Here is a 22,561-nt window from a genome sequence, read left to right on the forward strand (position 1 = left end):
CTATTGCCCCCTCATCACCATCAATGACCGACTACAAATCCGCCAACAGAATTTTTGAGCGGCGCTGATAGTTATACAATTCTTGTTTTTGAATCGGTAAAACCTCAACTTCTGCTGGGGTAAAACCGCGTTCTTGGAACCAATGAATACTGCGAGTAGTTAACACAAACAGTTTTTTCAGGCCCATCTGCCGCGCTTGATTTGCGACCCGCTTGAGGAGCATTTCACCTCGAGAAGAGCTGCGATAATCCGGGTGCACTGCAACACAAGCCATTTCCCCTATTTGCTCCTCAGGGAATGGATAAAGCGCGGCACAGGCAATAGTCAGATTATCCCGCTCAATAATAGTGAACTTATCAATTTCCATTTCAAGTTGCTCACGTGAACGCCGCACCAAAATACCTTGTTGTTCAAGTGGACGAATCAATTCCAATATGCCGCCGATGTCATTGATAGTTGCACGGCGAACTTGCTCCGCACTTTCCATCACAATCTGGGTGCCGATCCCATCACGAGAGAATAGCTCTTGAACTAATGCGCCATCTTCTTGATAACTCAGTAAATGACTACGGCGCACGCCACTGCGGCACGCTTTCACCGCTCCACGCAGAAAACGGACTGTCCCCGAATTGTAGTCACCCTCTTGCTCCAGGTCTTCAATTCGCTTTTGCGCTTCGTTTGGAAACAGTTCTGAAATGATATTGCCTTCGTTGTCTGTCACCCCTTGGGATGAGCAGAAGCCGATCATCTTTTCGGCTTTGAGTTTAATGGCTAATTGAGTGGCAACTTCTTCAGATGTCAGATTAAAACTCTCACCAGTAACGGACACCGCAACAGGCCCCAGTAATACAATAGCGCCATTATCCAATTGGCGATGAATAGCATCTTCGTCGATTCTACGGATGCGTCCGCTATGGCAATAATCAACACCATCATCCACCCCCAGAGGTTGGGCAATGATAAAATTGCCGCTGACGACATTGATATGCGCGCCTTGGAGCGGAGTATTATTCAGGCTCATTGATAATCTTGCCGTAATATCCAACTGCAATAGGCCTGCGGCCTGTTTGACCATTTCCAACGTGCGGGCGTCGGTCACCCGAGTATGCTTGTGATAAATAGGTTCGTAGTGGTGCTGTGCCAAATTGGCATCGATTTGTGGGCGGGCGCCGTATACCACGACCAGCCGGATCCCAAGGCTATGCAACAACCCTATATCATTAACGATGTTTGAGAAGTTTTCATGCTCAATCGCCTCGCCACCCAGCATGACAACAAATGTCTTGCCGCGGTGTGCATTGATATAGGGAACTGAGTGGCGAAATCCTTGAACCAGTTCAGTACTACGTTCCTTCACGGCAGATCCTCTTTGAATTTTTATTCGATATTTTTGTATTTTTATTCTTTTTTGATCAAGATGGCAAGCAGGAAATTGCTATTAAATGCATATGTATGGCACATGTGTATTAATAAATTGAATAACATAAAAATGTTTTTCTGATGACAGCAGGGGGGCGATTAGTTAAAGTTTTTCCTCGTTAATTTTTTTTGTTCGATTTTTATTCATATTTTGGTAGTTACTTTGGAGTTACATGGCAGATTCAAATCATAATTCTGGGCGTCGCCGTCTACTACAAGGTGCTGCCGCAGCCTGGATGCTTAGTGTCACCCGGGTTGGATTTGCTGCTTCCTCACATATTATTGCTGTTAGGGTCTGGCCTTCCTCAACCTATACCCGGGTAACGCTGGAATCCAATACGCCACTTAAATATCGTCAGTTCGCTTTGACGAACCCAGATAGGATTGTGGTGGATATAGAAGGTGTGCACCTCAATAGCGTTCTGAAAGAAATTAGCACTCAAGTACAGTCCGGTGATCCTTACTTAAAGCAGGCGCGAGTAGGGCAGTTTGATAAAAACACTGTCCGACTGGTACTGGAGTTGAAGCAAAGCATCAGCCCACAATTATTTACGCTTAAGCCTTTTGCAGAATTCAAAAATCGTTTAGTCGTCGATTTGTATCCGCAAGAGGGGACAACCTCGGCAGAGGATGACCCGCTGCTGGCGTTATTAGAGGATTACAATAAAGGCAATGTGGAGCGCACATTGCCCGCAGAAGCGCCTAAAGCGGGTAAAGCAGGGCGAGATAGACCCATTGTTATCATGCTCGACCCTGGGCATGGCGGAGAAGACCCCGGTGCTATTGGTCGAAATAAAACTCGCGAAAAAGATATTGTGCTGCAAATTGCCCGGCGGTTGCAGGCATTGATAAAGAAAGAATCAAATATGCGGGTGTTTATGACCCGCAATGAAGACGTCTTTATTCCCTTGAAAGTGCGGGTGGCTAAAGCCCGTAAGCTACGTGCAGATTTATTCATTTCGATCCATGCCGATGCTTTCACTAATCGAGCTGCCAGAGGCTCCTCAGTATTTGCATTATCGACCAAGGGGGCAACCAGTACCGCAGCACGTTTCTTGGCTCAAACACAGAATGAAGCCGACCAGATTGGTGGGGTCAGTAAGAGTGGGGACCGCTATTTGGACCATACCATGATTGATTTACTGCAAACTGCAACCATCAATGACAGCCTGAAATTTGGCAAAGAAGTGCTAAACCGTATGGGGAAAATCAATAAGCTTCACAAGAATAGTGTTGATCAGGCTGGTTTTGCTGTATTGAAAGCACCGGATATTCCGTCAATTTTGGTTGAAACGGCGTTTATCAGCAACTTGGAAGAAGAGCGAAAATTGCGAACTAGCCATTTCCAGCAGCAAATTGCGGAGTCTATCTTTGCGGGTATCAAAGCTTATTTTGCTAATGGTGGGGCGATGGCACGGCTTTAGTCTTTGGCACATGGTCATTGACTGATATATAGCAGGACTAGGATAGCCCTGCTTAGGGATACGTTTATCGTCGATTGGACGCCAGAAACAAAAAAACACCCTTGAGGGTGTCTTATAGCGATATAAAGATGATTAAGAATTGGTTGCGGGGGCCGGATTTGAACCGACGACCTTCGGGTTATGAGCCCGACGAGCTACCAGGCTGCTCCACCCCGCGTCCGTCTTAATACTCTTTTTTATTTTGCTGCTTTTAATGTAATTGGTTGCGGGGGCCGGATTTGAACCGACGACCTTCGGGTTATGAGCCCGACGAGCTACCAGGCTGCTCCACCCCGCGTCCGTCATTACATTTATTACTTTACTTCATTAGCCGTTTTCACAGCTGGGCATCTATTTTACCTAATTCGTCTTAACTTTCAAGACTATCGGACGACATATGACACTGCTGGTAGCCAGTATCGGTTGGTTGCGGGGGCCGGATTTGAACCGACGACCTTCGGGTTATGAGCCCGACGAGCTACCAGGCTGCTCCACCCCGCGTCCGATTGAGCGCACTATACTCTGGATGAGATCTGTTGCAAGTAGTTTTGCCACTTAATTAGGGTAAATAGGGTTTTTCGATTAATTTATCAACTATCTGTTTCCTTTTTCCCCACAACCATGCCAAGGGGATTTTTTTCCACCTGCTGATTCCTTTATCTATAGGCGTTTGTTATCGTTCGCCAGTAGATAAAATAAGTAAGAGAAGGCGTGAAATGACGAGTCGTTGGGGCAAATACCTACTGAGTGGAATAATGATTGCTGTATTGGCCGGTTGCCAATCGCGCCCAACAGATCGCGGGCAGCAATATAAGGATGGGCGTCTGGAGCAATCACTGGAACTGGTGAATGAGCCGAACGCGACAGGTAAGCCAGTCAACGCAAAAGATTATTCTGATCAGGTGAATGTGATTAACCAATCTTCACCGGGTCTCTATAACCGTAATAGCAATACTTTCAATGCGGTTCAAAATTGGATGTTAGCAGGCGCTGATACCAGTAAATTAAGTTTGTTTGGGTTAAATGCCTATCAGATGGAAGGGGTCGATAATTTTGGTAACGTGCAATTTACCGGCTACTACACCCCGGTACTTCAGGCGCGTTACACTCCACAAGGTGAGTTCCGCCACCCACTTTACCGCATGCCAGCTAAAGGAAAGCGCCGTTTACCTGATCGGGCGGCTATTTATGCAGGTGCTCTGGATAATCGTAATTTAGTTATCGCCTATACCAATTCATTGGTGGATAATTTTATGATGGAAGTACAGGGCAGTGGCTATGTTGATTTTGGTGATGGCCGGCCTCTGACCTTCTTCGGCTATGCGGGTAAAAATGGCCATGCATATCGCAGTATTGGTAAGGTCTTGATTGATCGCGGCGAAGTTGCCAAAGCTGATATGTCAATGCAAGCGATTCGCCACTGGGCTGAAACTCACAGTGAAGCTGAAGTCAGAGAGTTATTAGAGCAAAACCCGTCCTTTGTGTTCTTCAAACCGGAAATGTATGCGCCCGTGAAAGGTGCCAGCGCTGTGCCATTGATTGCCAAAGCTTCGGTCGCTTCAGATCGTTCACTGATCCCACCGGGAACCACATTGCTGGCAGAAGTCCCTTTGTTGGATAATCAGGGGAAATTTACCGGCCAGTACCAGATGCGCTTGATGGTCGCTTTGGATGTAGGTGGTGCAATTAAAGGTCAACACTTTGATATTTATCAGGGGATTGGGCACGACGCAGGACAAGCTGCTGGTTTCTACAACCATTATGGCCGAGTTTGGGTGCTGAAAAATGCCCAAAGTGGTGGGCCACTGTTTACGGCTTATCAAGGTAATAAGGCAACGGCGCCATCGGGTGAAAACCCGTCTCTATTAGTGAGTAATCAGGGCCAATAAATAGAGTGGTTTTTATTTTTCTCAGGCGGCCAATGGGCCGCTTTTGCATTCGTATTGTTTTTCTAAGTTGTGAAGGTAATAAGGTTATGAAGGTAACAAGTCGATGAGCACAACCTATTCCGAAGCTTACCAACAGCGGTTTGGTGGTATAGCACGTCTATATGGACAGCAGGCGCTGACGCTTTTTTCACAAGCGCATGTTTGTGTCATCGGTATTGGTGGCGTGGGTTCATGGGCGGCAGAAGCATTGGCACGCACTGGCATTGGTGCAATTACTTTGATTGATATGGATGATGTTTGCGTTACCAATACTAATCGCCAGATCCATGCTTTACGGCACAATGTTGGGCAGGCCAAAACCGAAGTGATGGCAGAACGGATTCTGGCTATTAATCCGGAATGCAAAGTAACTTGTATTGATGATTTTATTACTGCAGATAATGTTGCAGAACTTTTAGATAACAATTTTAGCTATGTTATTGATGCTATTGACAGTGTAAGGCCAAAAGCGGCGCTATTGTCTTATTGCCGTCGCTATAAAATCCCAGTAGTGACGACGGGGGGAGCAGGTGGACAAATCGACCCTACCCGCATTGAAGTGGTGGATCTGGCGAAAACAATTCAAGACCCACTGGCAGCGAAATTGCGAGAAAGACTGAAGAATGATTTCAATGTGGTGAAAAACAGCAAAGGGAAATTGGGGATAGATTGTGTTTTCTCCAGCGAACCCTTGGTTTACCCACAAAGTGATGGTTCTGTATGCGCATCCCGTAGTACTGCTGAAGGGCCGAAGAAGATGGATTGCACTTCAGGTTTCGGCTCGGCGACGATGGTTACCGCCACATTTGGCTTTGTCGCCGTCTCACACGCATTGAAGAAAATGATGGCGAAAGCCGCACGCCAGGTACAATAGCTACTCAGGTATATGTGTGCGGTTAACAAAATAATCTTGTTACTTCAATTAGTTAGTGTATTTTTCGGCAATGGTTTGGACACCTTGTGCCAGCGCCTGTAAACCGCTGGCACGTGAAGTGCTTAACTGTTGGCGTAATCCCAATTGATCAAACAGTATCAAGGGGTCTTGCGCCAATACCTGCTCTGGAGTTTTGCCTTCTACAGTCGTTAAAATAACTGCCAATAATCCACGAACAATCCGCCCCTCACTGTCACCATAGAAATGTAAGCTGCCGTCTGGCAGGCGTTCATGCCCAAGCCACACTCTGTTTTCACATCCTGTGAGTTCCAACTCATTTTGCTTTAATGACTCAGGCAGTGGTGGTAGTTGCTTGGCGAGCAAGATTAACTGGCGATAACGATCTTCCCACTGTTTCTGAGCACTGAATGTTTCAAGCAGATGAGCTGCGGTAATATCGTGGCCAAATGGGTGTGGAGCAATCATCATCTTCTCATTTTATGGTTAGTTAAATTATTCGAAATTATAAGCTGTTAGCGCCTAATCTTGTAATAGCGCGAGCGTTTTGGTGATTGCAGAGCACAGGACTTCAACATCGTTCTCGGTATTGTAGGGGGCAAAAGATGCACGCAAACTACCACTCACACCCAACGCGGCCATCAATGGTTGGGCACAATGTTGCCCAGCTCGCAGTGCGATGCCTTGTTCGGCGAGCAACGTCACTAAATCGCTGTGGTGAACACCATCAAATGTAAACGCGAGTAAACTTGATTGCTGACAACGGAAGCTACGAAAACCCGGCAAGTTAGCCAGTTTATTCTCGGCTAAGGTGGCTAAACTTTGGCTATAAGCTTCGGCCTCTTCCAAATCAATATGTTCGAGCCAACTGAGAACGGCTGAGAGACCAATCACACCAGCAATATTGGGCGTACCCGCTTCAAAACGGTATGGTACTTCGTGAGGAGTAAAACCACTGAATGAAGCATGTGTCAGCATTTTCCCGCCGCCTTGCCATGCGGTCATTTCGCTCAGTAATTCAGATTTGCCGTACAGGGCACCAATGCCAGTTGGTCCATATAATTTATGGGCAGAAAATGCATAAAAATCAATATTAAGAGCTTGAACATCGGCGGGGCTATGAACGATACCTTGTGCGCCATCCACGACCACAATGCAGTCATACTGATGGGCGAGTTCAATGGCCTGAGCCAACTGCGGACAACCACCAGTCACATTAGACATCTGCCCCAGCGCTAAGAGCCGAGTTTTCTTATTGAGTAACCGTGGCAATTGCTGTAAATCCGGCAGATTATCTGGACCGATGGGTAATTTAACTATTTTGGTCCCGGTCTGTTCGGCAACCATAAGCCAAGGTATTAAGTTCGCATGATGTTCTGCTTCACTGACAATGATTTCATCCCCTGCCTGTAAACGGGGCCGAGCGTAGCTTTGTGCTACTAAGTTAATGGCCTCAGTTGTCCCTCGTGTCCAAATGATATTTTCTGCATCCGGCGCATTGATAAAGTCAGCTACCTGTTGGCGGGTTTCTTCAAAACGAACAGTCAATGATAGCGCCGATTGATGCTGGCTACGATGCACAGTTGCAGAATCTTGCTGATAAAACAGCTGAGTAGCCTCAATCATGGCGCGTGGCTTCAGCGCTGTTGCTGCACTGTCCAGATAGATTATTTCGTCGTTGATTGCCGGGAATTCCTGGCGAAAATCTGTTGGATTAAAAGCCTTCATATTGTTGTTTATATCCTTTAATTGGCTTCGGAACTGTCTCATTTTGCCCATAATCAGCCGACTAATGACCCTGATGGCTGGCAATATGACATGAGCGAGTTATGCTGAATAGTAACGGACATAACCATTTGTCTGGTAATGGAAACGAGTTTTTCAGCATTTTAATCTGCAAGGAGTCACCCATGAAAAAGACAGCTGCCGTAATTTCTGCACTTATGCTCACTTTTACCTTAGCAGCCTGTTCAAGCAACTATGTTATGCACACGAATGATGGTCGCACTATCGTTGCTGATGGTAAACCTAAAGTAGATGATGAAACAGGGATGATAAGCTATACCGATGCCAATGGCACTGAGCAGCAAATTAATCGTTCAGAAGTGAAAGAGATGGCTGAAGGTAATTAGTTGATCCCCTTCGTACTACTTAAATTTAAGCTTTTGCTCTGTGCAATATAAAGCGGGCGCTTACATTTAGGTCTATTGAACATAAGTCAGCCCCAAAATAGGGCAAAAAAAAAGCACCGCAAAAATTGCGGTGCTGCATAAAATCACTATGGACAGACAGGGTAAATGTACAGGAAGTGAAAAAAAAACAGTAGCTTGGCTACTATGTCTGGTACACCAGACCATTTGCAAACACAACATCACAACCACAAAGCCAAAAGCATTTCAGTACCTGGATACTAAACCTACTTTTCGTTCCGGCTTGGGAAGTGCCGTCACTATAGGTATTTACTGGCACATCCTCAACGGACAATTTATAATGTCTCGGATTACAAAAACTAATAAGTAAACAAAGGGTTTCATCTCGCGATGAGCCGTTATAAAAAAGTATCCAATTCATGTCAAAACGATTACCACCACTGAATGCTCTGCGGGTTTTCGATGCGGCCGCACGCCACCTGAGTTTTACTAAAGCTGCTGATGAATTATTTGTCACTCAAGCGGCTGTTAGCCACCAGATAAAGTCACTGGAAGATTTTCTTGGACTAAAACTGTTCCGTCGCCGTAATCGCTCTTTATTACTGACCGAAGAGGGGCAGAGTTACTATCTCGATATCAAAGAGATTTTTACTTCCATCAATGAAGCCACGCGAAAATTACAGGCGCGCAGTGCGAAAGGTGCCCTGACCGTCAGCCTTCCCCCTAGTTTTGCTATCCAATGGTTGGTTCCTCGCCTGTCTGGATTTAATGCGGCTTATCCCGGTATTGATGTCAGAATCCAAGCCGTTGACCGTGAAGAAGATAAACTTGCCGATGATGTGGATGTGGCGATATTTTATGGCCGAGGAAATTGGACCGGCTTGCGCACTGAACGTTTATATGCCGAATTCTTGCTTCCCGTGTGCGCACCGAGCCTGTTAATGGGCGAACATGGGTTAAAAGTGCCATCAGATCTGGCTTATCACACCCTATTGCATGATACTTCCCGCCGAGATTGGATGGCGTATACCCGTCAACTGGGTGTACCACAAATTAATGTGCAACAAGGCCCGATATTTAGCCACAGTGCGATGGTGGTTCAGGCCGCTGTTCATGGGCAAGGTATTGCGCTGGTGAATAACGTGATGGCGCAGTCCGAGATCGAAGCCGGGCGATTAGTGTGTCCGTTTAATGATGTGCTGGTAAGTAAAAATGCTTTTTATCTGGTTTGTCATGACAGTCAGGCAGAACTGGGTAAAATAGCCGCCTTTCGTCAGTGGATACTGGCAAGAGCTGCTAGCGAACAGGAAAAGTTACGCTTTCGCTATGACAACTAATTTTGATTATCACTAGGCGATTTAACGATAACTCTATCTAATTTAAGGTTAATGACGATGAATGGTCGTTTAATGCTGATATTTGCCGCCCTGAGCGGGTTTTTCTATGTGGCTTTTGGCGCTTTTGGTGCCCATGTATTGAATGCCTCTTTGGGGCCAAATGAGATGGCTTGGATTCGTACCGGGCTGGAGTATCAGGGGTTCCATACGTTGGCAATCCTGGCACTGGCTGTTGCCATGCAACGGCAGATAAGTATTTGGTTTTATTGGAGTGGAGCCTTGTTAGCACTTGGAACACTACTCTTTAGCGGCAGTCTCTACTGCCTGGCTCTATCACACCTGAAATTGTGGGTATATATCACGCCAATTGGCGGAGTATGTTTTCTGGCGGGATGGATTTTGATGTTGATTGGCGCGCTGCGTCTAAGAAAAAGGGCAGAACGCCATGAATAATAAGATTGCTTTGTATTGCCGCTCTGGCTTTGAGAAAGAGTGTGCGGCAGAGATTACTGCTAAGGCAGCCCAACTTGAGATCTTTGGCTTTGCGCGAGTCAAAGAAAATAGCGGTTATGTGTTGTTTGAATGCTATCAATTGGAAGATGCGGATCGTCTGATTCGTGAAGTCCCATTCCGTGAATTGATCTTCGCCCGCCAGATGATGGTGGTGGGTGAGTTATTAAAAGATTTACCGCCAGAAGATCGCGTCTCACCTATTGTTGGCATGTTGGTGGGGGTTATTGAAAAAGCGGGCGAACTGCGTGTTGAAGTTGCAGATACTAATGAAAGCAAAGAGTTACTTAAGTTCTGTCGTAAGCTGACAGTGCCGCTGCGTAATGCTATGCGTGAACAGAAAATTCTCTCTGCCCGTGAGAATCCTCATCGTCCAGTTGTGCATGTGTTCTTTATTGCCTCTGGTTGTTGCTATGTTGGTTATTCTTATAGCAACAATAACTCGCCGTTCTATATGGGAATTCCACGCCTTAAATTCCCTTCAGAGGCACCAAGCCGTTCGACCTTAAAATTGGAAGAAGCTTTCCACGTATTTATCCCCGCGGATGAATGGGACGAGCGTTTGGCCAGTGGTATGCATGCTGTTGATTTAGGGGCTTGCCCCGGTGGTTGGACTTATCAATTAGTGCAGCGCAGCATGATGGTTCAGGCTATTGATAATGGCTCAATGGCACAAAGTCTGATGGATACCGGGCAGGTAACACATCATCGCGTTGATGGTTTTAAATATGAGCCAACGCGCAGCAATATTTACTGGTTAGTATGCGATATGGTCGAGAAACCGGCCAAGGTGACCCAACTTATCACTAAGTGGTTAGTTAACGGGTGGTGCCGTGAAGCTATTTTCAATCTGAAGTTACCGATGAAAAAGCGTTTTGAAGTTGTTTCAGAGAATCTGGAAATGATGGATGAGCAACTGAAAGAAAATGGCATCAACGCGCATATTCAGGCCAAGCAACTTTATCATGACCGTGAAGAAGTTACGGTACATGTACGGCGAATCTGGTCAGGCGTGCCTGGCCGCCGAGATGAGCGTAACTAGCTCAATAACGTTGGCGTAGTGTTATATTTAAAGAAGGGATCAATGGATCCCTTCGCTTTTATATAACCGCTATCTTCAAACTGCAGGTTTGTTGGCTGCATTCATTCACTCAAGTCATTGCGTTATCTGGACTCCTCGAGTTCACTCTGTTACCACCTACCTGCAACTCAAAGTCTATTGGGTATAAGCTGATATTATTTATTCAAACGCAACTGCTGCAAATTGCCAGTTAAGGGCAAATCAGTTTTTAGTGTGGCTATTTGTTTGCAAATAAAAGCCATTTCTTGATGTTCTTGCAGTTTTTTACGCCATTTTTCCGGTATAGAATCCAGCCCCTGATAAAGTTCCTCCAGACTACTGGCTTGTTGCAGTAATAGCGCTGCCGTTTTTGCTCCGATACCGGCGACCCCAGGAATTTTGCTGCTACTGATCCCAGCCAGTCCCCAGTAATCTGGCAATTGATGTGGTAATACACCAAATTCTTGTTTTACAAATGGTATATCTAGCCAGCGTTTTTGGAAATAATCTCGAATCTGCACATTCGGCGCGAGCAGTTGGCAGTAGCCTTTGTCAGTAGAAACGATGGTTACCTGATGCCCGGCCCGACTTATCTTTGCTGCCAATGTAGCGGCCAGATCATCGGCTTCATTGCCCGGCGAATGCCAACAGTTAACGCCTAATGAAGTGAATGCTTCACGGATAAGGGGCATTTCCTGTTGCAGATTATCTGGCATCGGCGAACGGCCCGCTTTGTAATCAGGAAGGCATTGATGACGCCAGCTATCAGAACGATCATCCTCATCAAAAACGGCGACGGCATGAGTCGGTTGGCTGTGCTGAATTAATTGTTGCAGCCCGTGCTTGCAAGCATTTACACAGGGTGAACCTTGTACCGCATGAATGCGACGGATTAGGTTAAGGGCATCAACAATAAGAAGGTGGATTTGCATGACCTGTCTTGAACAGTTATTAAGGCAGAGTGATATCGGGCAGTGCAAGCACCACCCGGTGAAGTTATTTATTCTCTAGCTGCAAATTTCATAGCAAGGTGTATAAGCACTACCCGGTAATTTCATTCGATACTGGGCAATAAAGCCTTGCAACAGTTGGTCCATTTGCTTCATCAGTAGTGGGTCACCGTGCAATTTGAACGGCCCATGAGCTTCAATAGCATGGATCCCGACTTCTTTGACGTTGCCGGCCACAATCCCAGAGAAAGCACGGCGTAATGCTGCGGCCAGTTTTTCGGGCGGTTGATTGTGGGATAAATCCAAATTGGCCATGTTTTCATGTGTTGGCTCGAACGGATGTTGCAAATCAGGCTCGATACGGATGGACCAGTTGAAGCTATAAGCATCGCCAGTATTACGGCGATTTTCTTTGACCAATGGCATCGCTTTTTTCATCTGACGGGCGACTTCATCTGGATCATCAATAATAATTTTATAGTATTTACGCGCCTCATCACCCAGCGTATTCATGATGAACTCATCCACGACCCTGAAGTAATCCGCGCTCTCTTTTGGCCCGGTCAGGATCAGCGGCAACACCTGTTCGCTGTTGGCCGGATTCATCAGAATCCCTAACAAATAGAGTAACTCTTCAGCCGTACCTACGCCGCCAGGGAAAATAATGATCCCATGAGCAATACGGACGAAGGCTTCCAGCCGCTTTTCAATGTCTGGCATGATAACCAATTCATTAACCAGTGGATTTGGTGGCTCGGCTGCAATGATTGAAGGCTCTGTCATACCGATAAAGCGACCTTGTCTGTAACGCTGTTGAGCATGGCCCACCGCAGCCCCTTTCATGGGGGCTTCCATTGCTCCTGGCCCACAACCAGTACAGATATTTAACTCCCGTAAACCGAGTTGGCTGCCAACTTTGCGGGCATATAGATATTCGACTTCATTGATTGAATGCCCACCCCAACAAACAACCATATTAGGTTCTTCATCAATATGCAGCGCGCGGGCATTACGTAGGATGGAGAAGACCAAGTTGGTCAAGTGGCTGGAGCTTTCGGTATTCAGATGCTGATGGTGTTCAGCACTTACAATTTGACCATTCACAAATAAAATATCGCGCAAGACGGCAAACAGGTTTGCCTGTAGTGAGCGGATGATTTTACCATCAACAAATGCATGTTCTGGTGGATTAACCAGCTCAAGTTTTACGCCTCGTTCACGACGCAACACATTGATATCAAAGGTTTCGTATCGAGATAGTAGCTCTTTGCTATTATCGGTCAGACTACCGGAATTAAGAACGGCCAATGAGCAATTACGAAATAAACGGTACAGATCACTGCTTGCTGTACGCTTGAGCATATCCACTTCGAGCTGTGACAACAGATCCATTGAGCCGAGTGGGCTGACATGTGTAATCAAAGTTACTCCTTTACACCCCTGAAGGGTGCTAGTACCTGTGTATCAGAGTGCTGTCTTCTTTTTTCCGTGGAATATCAGATAGCCCTCTAAGTATCCATTACTGGCATTTTCAGCTGAAAATAGCATGAAGATCCTGTAATTAACCTTAACGTTGCCAGCCGTTTTTTACCAATATTAACGTGTTCGAGCTGTAATCTTGCGTACATGCCCGCATTTATTGCCGTGCTAAACGCCCGGTAGAAGGTACAAAATCAGTATTAGAACGCCATGGATTGATATCTAGCCCTCCGCGGCGAGTATAACGAGCATAGACTGACAGGGTTTCGGGCTGACAAAAACGCATAATGTCAGTGAAAATACGTTCGACACACTGCTCGTGGAATTCATTATGGTGGCGGAAAGAGACCAGATAGCGCAGCAGTGCTTCGCGGTTAATCTGTGGGCCGGCATAGCTGATTTGTACTGAGCCCCAATCCGGTTGATGGGTTATCAGACAGTTAGATTTGAGCAAGTGGCTGACTAAGCTCTCTTCTACTCGATTTTCACCCGCCGCATCCTGCAAATAATCAGCACTGAATTCATAGTTTTCGATACGGATATCCTGCTGATCCAGACACTCTCCAGCGAAATTGGCAATGGGTTGGTGGGTTATTTCGTCCAGATGATATAGCGAGACGCTGACATCACCTTGTGCACAGGCGGCCAAATCCTGCTGCAAAGTGGCTCGTACACTTTCCCAATCGGCAAAAACGGTTTGGTTAAAACTATTGAGGTAGAGTTTAAAGCTTTTGGATTCAATTAGATTAAGACTATCTGCATTCAGACTTATTTCACCGACGGCAACCTGCGGTAGGCCATTGCTGTTTAGCCAAGACAATTCATATAAAGTCCAGATATCCGCGCCATGAAAGGGCAGGTTATCTGGATATAAACCGAGAGGTTCACGATTCATGCTACGTGGTACCGCTTGAAGTAAGCTGGCGTCATAGTGATCGCGGTAAGCGGTTGGCTTGCCCAGCGTCAGTTCCGCCAGAGCCTGATGGTCTTGATATGAAGACATGCTGTTTCCATGATAAGAGATAGGTACAATAGCGACAGTTTATCAATTTATGCCGCGTTTAACTGCATTTCTGAAAGTCGGGTTCCCCACTTTGGTGCAGCGCAAGTCGCCGCAATACTGAGAGTAAGAATGGACCAGAATGTTTCAACGGCACTCAATAGCTTTACTCAACGCTATATTGATTTGTGGCAGCAGCAATCAGGGCATCCCCCGGCGAGCGAAGAGCTATATGGGGTGCCTTCACCCTGCATAGTGAACACGCAGGATTCACAAGTATTTTGGTTACCTCAGCCGTTTGTTGCCGATGCGACACTCGCCAACATTGAACGGGCACTGGAAATTCAACTTCATCCAGATATTCATGAGTTTTATACCCAGCAATATGCGGGTGATATGACCGCAGATTTGGGTGATCGCCGCTTTACCTTGCTGCAAGTATGGAGCGAAGATGATTTTATCCGCTTGCAAGAGAATCTGATTGGTCATTTAGTGACACAAAAAAGATTGAAGCTGTCGCCGACACTGTTTCTAGCGACCACAGAATCTGAAATGACCATGGCCTCACTCTGTAATGTGAGTGGTAATGTGATACTTGAGGAGTTTGGGAGTGGTAAACGAACATTGCTGGCTTCAACACTCGCTCATTTTTTGGATGCATTACGACCAGTAATGCCTGAATAAATAGATGGTTATTGTTTATTCATACAGAGCCGGTGTGAGAGATCTCGCACACCGGCTGTGAGACATCACTTCTATTCTTTTTATGTGAAATTATTGTATTGGATTTATCTTCAATAAAATCATTTTGTTATAAATATTCATTTTTTCATAAATAAACTCGCCCATCTCATTATCCTTACAGTACCTTGTCTCCCTTTGTTGATTAAGCGATCCTTTATTCGCTGGATAGGATCTGGCGGAGAGGGATGGCATCAGGATGGTGCGACTTCAGGATGAAGAACACAGGGACTGCTTAGGATGAGTGAAGGGATGTTTCCGGATGAAACCAAGGACACCTCCAGGATGGAGATTGAGAGCCAACTCAGGATGATTGGTGGGTTAGGATAACCTTAGGATTGGCACTGGGATGGTGTAGCAGAACGCGACGGATTGCTGGTTAGGATAACCGCACGGAAAAGTTTTCAAGGAACGAGCAGGGAGCATCACTTTTAGCTGGATTGCTATGAAACGAATCGAGGGGTACTGGTAAAACAGTACCCCTTTTTTTATCTGTATTTTGCTTAATCCGAGCCTGTAATCTGGGGTGGGAGTTTGGGCATCTCCTGCTTCAATGGTATGCTTGGCCGCCGTTGAGCCAGCTTGGCGAATAGTTGTTTTTTGGGTTGAGAGCATAATCATGAATACAGAAAATCAGGTGCGTCAGAGCCTACAGAATATCGAGTTTGCTATGCGGGAAATCGATCTCTGGCAGACTGTGCCGCCACAAGCAGAAGCTTTTGAAAGTAATGAGCCTTTCAGCATTGATACCATGGATGCAGAACAGTGGCTGCAATGGGTATTAATTCCTCGGATGTATGCATTGCTGGAATCAAGAGGGCCACTCCCAACACGTTTTGCGATCACCCCTTATTTTGAAGAGGCCCTGAGTGGTGATGGCCGCCCAGATTGCACAGTACTGCTGGTTGAATTACAGCGCCTTGATGATTTGCTAAATAAAGAAAGTGACTAATGCTGGAAATACTCTATCAAGATGAGCATATCGTTGCGGTTAATAAACCCGCAGGTTGGTTGGTGCACCGCAGTTGGCTAGATAGCAATGAAACCGTATTTGTGATGCAAACCGTGCGTGACCAGATTGGTCAGCATGTCTATACCGTCCATCGCTTGGATCGCCCAACATCGGGTGTGTTGTTGATGGCGTTATCCAGTGATGTGGCACGCACTCTGTCAATACAATTTGAGCAACACCAAATCCAAAAAACATATCATGCGGTGGTCCGTGGATATGTCTTAGACGATGGCACTATTGATTATGAAATGACGGAAGAGCTGGATAAAATCGCGGACAAATTTGCCAGACCCGATAAAGCCCCTCAGCCTTCAGTCACTCATTATCAGCCCTTGGCTCAAGTAGAAGTCCCCGTGGCGATTGGGCGTTATGATACAGCCCGTTTCAGCTTAATGGAGTTGAAGCCGGAAACAGGTCGTAAACATCAACTTCGTCGGCATATGGCACATATTCGCCATCCTATCATCGGTGACAGCACCCACGGAGACCTACGTCAGAACCGGGGTATTGCGCAGCATTTTGACTGTTCGCGCTTGATGCTGCATGCCAGTCATTTGCAACTGAACCACCCGGTCACTGGCGAGCCTCTGACTCTGACTGCGCGCTGGGATGAATCTTGGCAACAGTTGATGTCACATTTTGGTTGGTTGGGTATTGCCCCTCATCTTGAAAGGGTTGAGTTTCCAGCGCCCGCGGGTCAGGATAGTGAATTAATTTTTTAGTCAAAAGGAAATATCTTTTATGGCCCAGGTCGGGATTTTTGTCGGCACTGTCTACGGTAATGCGCTGCTAGTTGCAGAAGAAGCTGAGAATATACTGAAAGAGCAGGGGCACGAGGTAAAAGTGTTTGATGAGGGGACATTAGAAGCTTGGCAGTATTATCGTCAACATTATGTGCTGGTGGTGACCTCAACCACTGGGCAGGGTGATTTTCCAGACAGCATTGCCTCACTTTTTGTCGCCGTACGAGATCAAGTTGGGTTTCAGCCAGAACTGCGCTATGGCGTTATTGCGCTGGGTGACAGCAGTTATGATAATTTCTGTGGCGCTGGGCGGGCGTTTGACGAATTACTGCAAGAGCAGGGTGCGACAAGAATTGGCGAAAGATTGGAAATTGATGCCATTGAACATCCTGAGCCAGAAGTGGTTTCAGCGCCGTGGGTAGAACAGTGGGGGCATTTGCTGCAATAAGTCGCACTTTTTCAGCAATAACTCGGTGTTCGAATTTGGTGTTGCAGGAGTGATTGCAATATTCACTGACCTGCAACTCCAATAATTTTAGATAGATAAAAATTCCTACCAGATTTAGCGGCCGCTGGTCAGCTTTTCCAAGTCAGATTCGATTTCAGAAATCTTATTGGCAACAACGCTTTCTAAGTGACGTAAGTCATCCAAAATTTTACGTTTCAAATCAACTTCAATTTGATCACGTTTGCATAATTGATCAAGTTCATCAATGACATAACGTAGGTTAGGGTTAATTTCATTGATTTCTTTGTAACCATGACCCGCATTATCAGCAACCACTGTTTTACGCTGGCGTGGGTATTTGAATTTCACACTCTTAGCAAAAAATTCGCCTTTATCTTTGCGGAAGTAAATTTTCAGAATGTCGTTATTGGCCTCCTGACGCAGGCTATAGCGATCGACATCTTCTGGTTGTGTGATCCCTAAACTTTTCAGATTGTCATACATAGCGCCACCTTTTTGGTTTTATATTCCACAGTTTATGATTATGACGGTAAGTTTCGCCAAAATATGTGATTACAGGCGATATCTTATACATTTGAAGCCGTTTACAGCTTCATTTACGTTGAATATACAATGCTCAAGGCAAAAAAATAGCGGGGATTAGCCCGCTATCTATAATCTTAGTCTATGGTACGCAATAACTCATTAATACCGACTTTTCCACGGGTCTTCGCATCGACTTTCTTCACGATAACCGCGCAGTACAGGCTGTAGCTGCCGTCTTTCGATGGCAGACTACCTGAAACGACCACTGAGCCTGCTGGAACTCGGCCATAATGGACTTCACCGGTTTCGCGATCATAGATGCGGGTGCTTTGGCCGATAAATACGCCCATAGAGATAACAGAGCCTTCTTCGACGATAACCCCTTCAACCACTTCTGAGCGTGCGCCAACAAAACAGTTGTCTTCAATAATGGTTGGGTTAGCTTGCAATGGCTCCAATACACCACCAATACCTACGCCACCGGACAGGTGAACATTCTTACCAATTTGCGCGCAAGAACCCACGGTTGCCCAAGTATCGACCATCGTACCTTCGTCAACGAAAGCACCAATGTTGACATAAGAAGGCATCAGGACAGTATTACGGGCAATGAAAGCACCTTTACGCACGGTAGCCGGAGGCACTACGCGGAAGCCTTCTTTTTGAAAACGAGCTTCATCATAGCCAGCAAATTTCATTGGCACTTTGTCGTAGTAACGGGTTTCAGCGCCTTCCATAACCTGGTTATCATTGATGCGGAAAGACAGTAATACTGCCTTTTTTAACCATTGGTGGGTTACCCACTGGCCGTCAATTTTTTCTGCCACTCGCAGGGCGCCGGTATCCAGCAGGTCAATCACATGGTTAATCGCTTCGCGCGTTACGGTATCTACGTTGGCTGGAGTAATATCGGCACGACGCTCGAAGGCGGTTTCAATAACATTCTGTAGTTGCTGCATCCTGGTCTCGTTCCTGATGTTATACCCGTCAGACTTGTTGCCACAGCAGTGTTAGCTGCAGCGCCAATGACTCTGGGTGGTCAATTGTAAGAAAATTAATCGCTAAAAAGTTATTTGTATCACAGTTTATCGTTCGGATTGAGGGTATCTGTCAACCGTTGTGCTAATTCACGACGAGTTTCAAGGCTCAATGCCCGGCGATCTTTATCCGCTAACACAAACAAATCCTCTACTCGCTCGCCAATCGTGGTAATACGCGCACTATGCAAGGATAATCCTAAATCCGCAAAAATCTCGCCAACACGCGCCAGCAAACCCGGTTGGTCTAGTGCAATTAACTCCAAATAAGTTCGGCGCTCATTGTGGGTTGGCAAGAAATTGGTTTCGGTTGGCACACTGAAATGCCGCAATTTAGGTGATAACCGCCTGACTCGCGGGTGTTGATAGTTCGGCTGCGTCATCGCCTGTTGTAAGGCATGGCGGATAATCGGATGCCTATCTTGTGCCAGCGGGCTACCATCTGGCTCTAGCACGATAAAAGTATCCATTGCCATACCATCACGGTTAGTGAAAATCTGTGCATCATGAACACTCAGATTACGACGATCTAATTCACCAACAACGGCGGCAAATAGCGATGGGCGGTCAGGGCTCCAGATAAATATTTCGGTCCCTCCGCGTGTCGCCTGACGGCTAATCAGAACCAGAGGCTTGGTGGAGTCATGCTCAAGCAAATGACGGGCATGCCAAGCTAACTGATTAGGTGAGTGTCGCAGGAAGTAGTCGGCCCGACAACGGCTCCAGATTCGATGCAGTGCTTCTTCATCAATATTATCCATCCGCAGTAGTGCTAGCGCCTGTAGCCGATGATGGCGTACGCGCTCACGCAGATCCGGGCTGTTTTGCATACCCCGGCGTAACTGTTTTTCTGTGGCGAAATAAAGTTCGCGTAACAGGCTTTGTTTCCAGCTATTCCACAGATTCTCATTGGTGGCGCAGATGTCAGCCACAGTTAGGCTAACCAAATAGCGCAGGCGAGTTTCGCTTTGCACCTCAGCGGAGAATTGTTGGATCACCGCTGGATCCTGAATATCCCGACGTTGAGCGGTGACTGACATCAATAGATGACAGCGGACTAGCCAAGCGACAAGCTGGGCTTCACGGGAATTCAACCCATGCTGCTCGGCAAATTCCAAAACGTCGTGAGCGCCTAGAATTGAGTGGTCACCCCCACGGCCTTTGGCGATATCGTGGAATAGCGCGGCAAGCAGTAATAATTCTGGCTGAGGCAAGCGCGGGTAAAGCTCTACGCAAAGCGGATGGCGTGGCCGCGTTGTTTCATCGGCGAAACTTTCGAGCTTGAGTAGCACTCGAATCGTGTGCTCATCAACGGTATAAGCATGGAACAGGTCAAACTGCATTTGCCCGACAATACTGCCCCATTGCGGCATATAGGCCCACAAAACACTGTGGCGGTGCATTGGTAATAATGCGCGGGAAACCGCGCCGGGGTGGCGTAAAATTGCCATAAACAGCTTACGGGCTTCAGGGATGTTGCATAAGGGTTGCTTCAGATGCCGGCGGGCATGACGTAAACGGCGCACGGTGGTGGAGTAAATCCCTTTGATATCCTGATTGCGCACCATCAAGTAGAACATGCGCATAATGGCTTCAGGTTGTTGAACAAAGAGGTTTTCATCACGAAGGTCTATTAAATCCCCGCGTAACTGAAATTCATCATCCAGTGCGCGTGGTTTTTCATTGGTATCCAGCGCCAGTATGGCCTCATCAAACAACTGCAATAACATGTTATTCAGTTCACTGACCCGGCGCGTCATACGATAAAAATCTTTCATCATATGTTCGACGGGCTCATTACCTTCCCCCTGATATTGCAAAAGCTGGGCAACGCTCAGTTGGCGGTCAAATAACAGACGGTTATCGTAACGGGTCAATACCAAATGCAGTGCAAAGCGGATACGCCATAAAAAACTTTGGCTTTCGATAAGCTCATTGCGCTCTGCTTTCGTCAGAAAACCAAAATCAACCATTTCACTTAATGATGTGGCGCCAAAATGGCGGCGGGCAACCCACTGAAGAGTATGAATATCTCTTAATCCACCGGGGCTACTTTTGATATCCGGTTCCAGATTATAGCTAGTGCCGTGGTAGCGTTTATGCCGCTCTTGCTGTTCAACCACTTTGGCGTGGAAAAATTTGGGGGATGGCCAGAAGCTGTCGCTGAAAATGTGTTTTTGCATCTGTAAAAACAGAGCAACATCACCACAAATTAAGCGCGACTCAATCATATTAGTGGCTACCGTGAGGTCGGCTAGCCCCTCTAACAAACACTCTTCCAGTGTGCGGACGCTATGACCAACCTCTAGCTTCAAGTCCCACAGTAAAGTGATTAACTGACCGACTCGCTGAGCATGTTCTTCATTTAAACGCTGTTTGCTAAGGATTAAAACATCGATATCGGATAAGGGATGCAATTCGCCACGGCCATAGCCACCAACGGCGACGAGCGCGGTTTCTGGCACATCATCAAAGCCATAAAATGTCCACAACCGCCGTAGCAGTTGGTCAATATAATCACTGCGTGCAGCAATGAGTGTCTCGGCACTAATTCCGCCATTGAATGCTTCAGCGAGCCAAGATTGGAATATCTCTAACCGCTGTTTGAGTATGGGGCAATTAAGCTCGCTATCAAGGTAGGTACTCGGTAGCGCGGGCTGTTCCGGAATGACCTTCGTTACCGCGAGTGGTGCAGAGTGCTCGGTGTGATTGTCAGACATATATTCCCCGTGGATAAAGAATCCGATGAAAAACGCAGCCCATAAAAAAGCCGGCGGGAGCCGGCTTGTTATAATTACTCGTGCGTTATGATGTTGGGGATGGTGTCATCCTTACGCAACGTCATTATTTCGCAGCCGTTATCGGTTACCACAATAGTATGCTCATACTGTGCCGACAAGCTGCGATCTTTAGTTTTTACCGTCCAGCCATCTTTCATGGTACGAATCCGGTAATCCCCAGCATTGACCATCGGTTCAATGGTGAAAGCCATGCCCGCTTGCAGGATAACGCCGCCATCATCAGCATCGTAGTGCAGAACTTGTGGTTCTTCATGGAAACCTTCACCAATACCGTGACCACAGTACTCACGCACAACAGAGAAATTCTCAGCTTCGACAAATTTCTGGATAGCTTTGCCCAGCGTGCGCAGACGGATACCCGGTTTGACCATTTTGATCGCCAGATACAGGCTCTCTTGCGTCACGCGGCACAGACGTTCCCCGAGAATGGTCGGTTTACCGACAATAAACATTTTTGAGGTATCGCCGTGAAAACCATCTTTAATTACGGTCACGTCGATATTAACGATATCGCCATCTTTCAGCACTTTTTCATCACTTGGAATACCGTGACAAATCACCTCATTTACCGAGATACAAACTGATTTCGGATAGCCGTGATAGCCCAGACAAGCAGAAATAGCCTGTTGTTTATTGGTAATATGGTCGTGGCAGATACGATCCAGTTCACCGGTCGTTACCCCTGGTTTTACGTAGGGTTCAATGATTTCCAGCACTTCAGCAGCCAAGCGGCCAGCAACGCGCATTTTTTGAATATCGTCAGGTGTTTTGATTGAGATTGCCATGCAAAAGTGTCCACAGGGGCCAGCGTGAGGCCGCTGTATAATGAAATAAGTAAAAATGCTGTCGCGTATGGTATCAGCCCTGCAATTTGCTGCCAAACTTTCGTTTGCAGCGCCGAGACTAAATACAACAAAAGTTGGTGTGTTGCGGCTGTTTATGGTATAAAGCGCGCCGGCGAACCGCACTGTGTTCTAATGACAAATGCGTTGTTTAGCCAAGTAATACCAATCGCACTCATATGTGTAAATAACACACACGTGTC

General features: G+C 46.6%; 21 protein-coding genes and 3 tRNA genes. 11 read left to right on the plus strand and 13 right to left on the minus strand.

Translation table 11 applies throughout. The annotated features are described in order from the left end of the window. Positions 1-31: 31 nt before the first annotated feature. Entirely contained in the window at positions 32-1,357 is a 1,326-nt protein-coding gene (gene argA / locus ACIOG0_RS04600) for an amino-acid N-acetyltransferase (protein WP_050098094.1), read from the minus strand. 235 nt (positions 1,358-1,592) lie between these two features. On the opposite strand from argA, the gene amiC reads away from it, so the two are divergent. Next, positions 1,593-2,843, plus strand: a complete 1,251-nt coding sequence (gene amiC / locus ACIOG0_RS04605; protein ID WP_050098095.1) for an N-acetylmuramoyl-L-alanine amidase AmiC — start codon at positions 1,593-1,595, stop codon at positions 2,841-2,843. A 140-nt stretch (positions 2,844-2,983) separates the two neighbouring features. On the opposite strand, the gene ACIOG0_RS04610 is transcribed toward amiC, so the two are convergent. The 3 genes from ACIOG0_RS04610 to ACIOG0_RS04620 form a co-directional block, all read right to left on the minus strand. Beyond that, positions 2,984-3,060, minus strand: a tRNA-Met gene (locus tag ACIOG0_RS04610). Positions 3,061-3,103: 43 nt separating this feature from the next. Next, positions 3,104-3,180, minus strand: a tRNA-Met gene (locus ACIOG0_RS04615). 126 nt (positions 3,181-3,306) lie between these two features. Then, positions 3,307-3,383 (minus strand) — tRNA-Met (locus tag ACIOG0_RS04620). A 215-nt stretch (positions 3,384-3,598) separates the two neighbouring features. Between ACIOG0_RS04620 and mltA the strand changes: the two genes are divergently transcribed. Continuing rightward, on the plus strand, positions 3,599-4,771 hold the full coding sequence (gene mltA, locus ACIOG0_RS04625) for a murein transglycosylase A (protein WP_050098096.1): 1,173 nt from the start codon (positions 3,599-3,601) through the stop codon (positions 4,769-4,771). Between the two features lie 103 nt (positions 4,772-4,874). Beyond that, positions 4,875-5,684, plus strand: a complete 810-nt coding sequence (gene tcdA / locus ACIOG0_RS04630; protein ID WP_050098097.1) for a tRNA cyclic N6-threonylcarbamoyladenosine(37) synthase TcdA — start codon at positions 4,875-4,877, stop codon at positions 5,682-5,684. A gap of 48 nt (positions 5,685-5,732) precedes the next feature. On the opposite strand, the gene csdE is transcribed toward tcdA, so the two are convergent. Further along, the gene (csdE, locus tag ACIOG0_RS04635; protein ID WP_050098098.1) at positions 5,733-6,173 is read right to left on the minus strand and encodes a cysteine desulfurase sulfur acceptor subunit CsdE; all 441 of its coding nucleotides are present in this window, start codon (positions 6,171-6,173) and stop codon (positions 5,733-5,735) included. Between the two features lie 51 nt (positions 6,174-6,224). Continuing rightward, complete coding sequence (csdA, locus tag ACIOG0_RS04640) at positions 6,225-7,430, minus strand: cysteine desulfurase CsdA (RefSeq protein WP_164908407.1); 1,206 nt, start codon at positions 7,428-7,430, stop codon at positions 6,225-6,227. A 182-nt stretch (positions 7,431-7,612) separates the two neighbouring features. Between csdA and ACIOG0_RS04645 the strand changes: the two genes are divergently transcribed. The 4 genes from ACIOG0_RS04645 (at position 7,613) to rlmM (ending at position 10,741) form a co-directional block, all read left to right on the plus strand. Continuing rightward, positions 7,613-7,834: a YgdI/YgdR family lipoprotein gene (locus ACIOG0_RS04645; protein ID WP_032910246.1), complete on the plus strand. Its 222-nt coding sequence runs from the start codon at positions 7,613-7,615 to the stop codon at positions 7,832-7,834. A gap of 437 nt (positions 7,835-8,271) precedes the next feature. Then, a complete protein-coding gene (locus tag ACIOG0_RS04650) occupies positions 8,272-9,189 on the plus strand; it encodes a transcriptional regulator GcvA (RefSeq protein ID WP_050098100.1) in 918 nt (305 codons plus the stop codon). Between the two features lie 57 nt (positions 9,190-9,246). Beyond that, complete coding sequence (locus ACIOG0_RS04655) at positions 9,247-9,642, plus strand: DUF423 domain-containing protein (protein ID WP_072086527.1); 396 nt, start codon at positions 9,247-9,249, stop codon at positions 9,640-9,642. Then, the gene (rlmM, locus tag ACIOG0_RS04660; protein ID WP_050098101.1) at positions 9,635-10,741 is read left to right on the plus strand and encodes a 23S rRNA (cytidine(2498)-2'-O)-methyltransferase RlmM; all 1,107 of its coding nucleotides are present in this window, start codon (positions 9,635-9,637) and stop codon (positions 10,739-10,741) included. Before ACIOG0_RS04655 ends, rlmM begins: the two co-directional genes overlap by 8 nt. A gap of 194 nt (positions 10,742-10,935) precedes the next feature. Here rlmM and xni read toward each other — a convergent pair whose 3' ends face one another. From xni to queF, 3 genes are all read right to left on the minus strand, one after another. Further along, positions 10,936-11,691 carry a flap endonuclease Xni gene (xni, locus tag ACIOG0_RS04665; RefSeq protein ID WP_050098102.1) on the minus strand — a complete coding sequence of 252 codons (756 nt, stop codon included), beginning with the start codon at positions 11,689-11,691 and terminating at the stop codon, positions 10,936-10,938. A 75-nt stretch (positions 11,692-11,766) separates the two neighbouring features. Beyond that, positions 11,767-13,131 (minus strand): nucleotide 5'-monophosphate nucleosidase PpnN, encoded by a 1,365-nt coding sequence (gene ppnN, locus ACIOG0_RS04670; protein ID WP_050098103.1) that lies wholly within the window; start codon positions 13,129-13,131, stop codon positions 11,767-11,769. Between the two features lie 214 nt (positions 13,132-13,345). Next, positions 13,346-14,191 carry an NADPH-dependent 7-cyano-7-deazaguanine reductase QueF gene (queF, locus tag ACIOG0_RS04675; protein ID WP_050098104.1) on the minus strand — a complete coding sequence of 282 codons (846 nt, stop codon included), beginning with the start codon at positions 14,189-14,191 and terminating at the stop codon, positions 13,346-13,348. A gap of 129 nt (positions 14,192-14,320) precedes the next feature. On the opposite strand from queF, the gene syd reads away from it, so the two are divergent. The 4 genes from syd (at position 14,321) to ACIOG0_RS04695 (ending at position 17,132) form a co-directional block, all read left to right on the plus strand. After that, entirely contained in the window at positions 14,321-14,872 is a 552-nt protein-coding gene (gene syd, locus ACIOG0_RS04680) for a SecY-interacting protein (protein ID WP_050098105.1), read from the plus strand. A 676-nt stretch (positions 14,873-15,548) separates the two neighbouring features. Further along, positions 15,549-15,881 (plus strand): YqcC family protein, encoded by a 333-nt coding sequence (locus tag ACIOG0_RS04685; RefSeq protein WP_050098107.1) that lies wholly within the window; start codon positions 15,549-15,551, stop codon positions 15,879-15,881. Further along, a complete protein-coding gene (gene truC / locus ACIOG0_RS04690) occupies positions 15,881-16,663 on the plus strand; it encodes a tRNA pseudouridine(65) synthase TruC (RefSeq protein WP_050098108.1) in 783 nt (260 codons plus the stop codon). The genes ACIOG0_RS04685 and truC overlap by 1 nt, the downstream gene beginning before the upstream one ends. Positions 16,664-16,682: 19 nt before the next feature. Beyond that, the gene (locus tag ACIOG0_RS04695) at positions 16,683-17,132 is read left to right on the plus strand and encodes a flavodoxin (RefSeq protein WP_050098109.1); all 450 of its coding nucleotides are present in this window, start codon (positions 16,683-16,685) and stop codon (positions 17,130-17,132) included. A gap of 114 nt (positions 17,133-17,246) precedes the next feature. Here ACIOG0_RS04695 and ACIOG0_RS04700 read toward each other — a convergent pair whose 3' ends face one another. The 4 genes from ACIOG0_RS04700 to map all read right to left on the minus strand — a co-directional run bounded on the left by ACIOG0_RS04700 (position 17,247) and on the right by map (position 22,301). After that, positions 17,247-17,636 carry a DUF3461 family protein gene (locus ACIOG0_RS04700; protein ID WP_005276087.1) on the minus strand — a complete coding sequence of 130 codons (390 nt, stop codon included), beginning with the start codon at positions 17,634-17,636 and terminating at the stop codon, positions 17,247-17,249. Positions 17,637-17,812: 176 nt separating this feature from the next. Further along, the gene (gene dapD / locus ACIOG0_RS04705) at positions 17,813-18,637 is read right to left on the minus strand and encodes a 2,3,4,5-tetrahydropyridine-2,6-dicarboxylate N-succinyltransferase (protein WP_050098110.1); all 825 of its coding nucleotides are present in this window, start codon (positions 18,635-18,637) and stop codon (positions 17,813-17,815) included. Positions 18,638-18,756: 119 nt separating this feature from the next. Continuing rightward, positions 18,757-21,435: a bifunctional uridylyltransferase/uridylyl-removing protein GlnD gene (glnD, locus tag ACIOG0_RS04710; RefSeq protein ID WP_050098111.1), complete on the minus strand. Its 2,679-nt coding sequence runs from the start codon at positions 21,433-21,435 to the stop codon at positions 18,757-18,759. A 74-nt stretch (positions 21,436-21,509) separates the two neighbouring features. Next, positions 21,510-22,301 carry a type I methionyl aminopeptidase gene (gene map / locus ACIOG0_RS04715; protein WP_050098112.1) on the minus strand — a complete coding sequence of 264 codons (792 nt, stop codon included), beginning with the start codon at positions 22,299-22,301 and terminating at the stop codon, positions 21,510-21,512. Positions 22,302-22,561: the final 260 nt, after the last annotated feature.

Source organism: Yersinia vastinensis (assembly GCF_044905075.1).
GTDB classification, from domain to species: domain Bacteria; phylum Pseudomonadota; class Gammaproteobacteria; order Enterobacterales; family Enterobacteriaceae; genus Yersinia; species Yersinia vastinensis.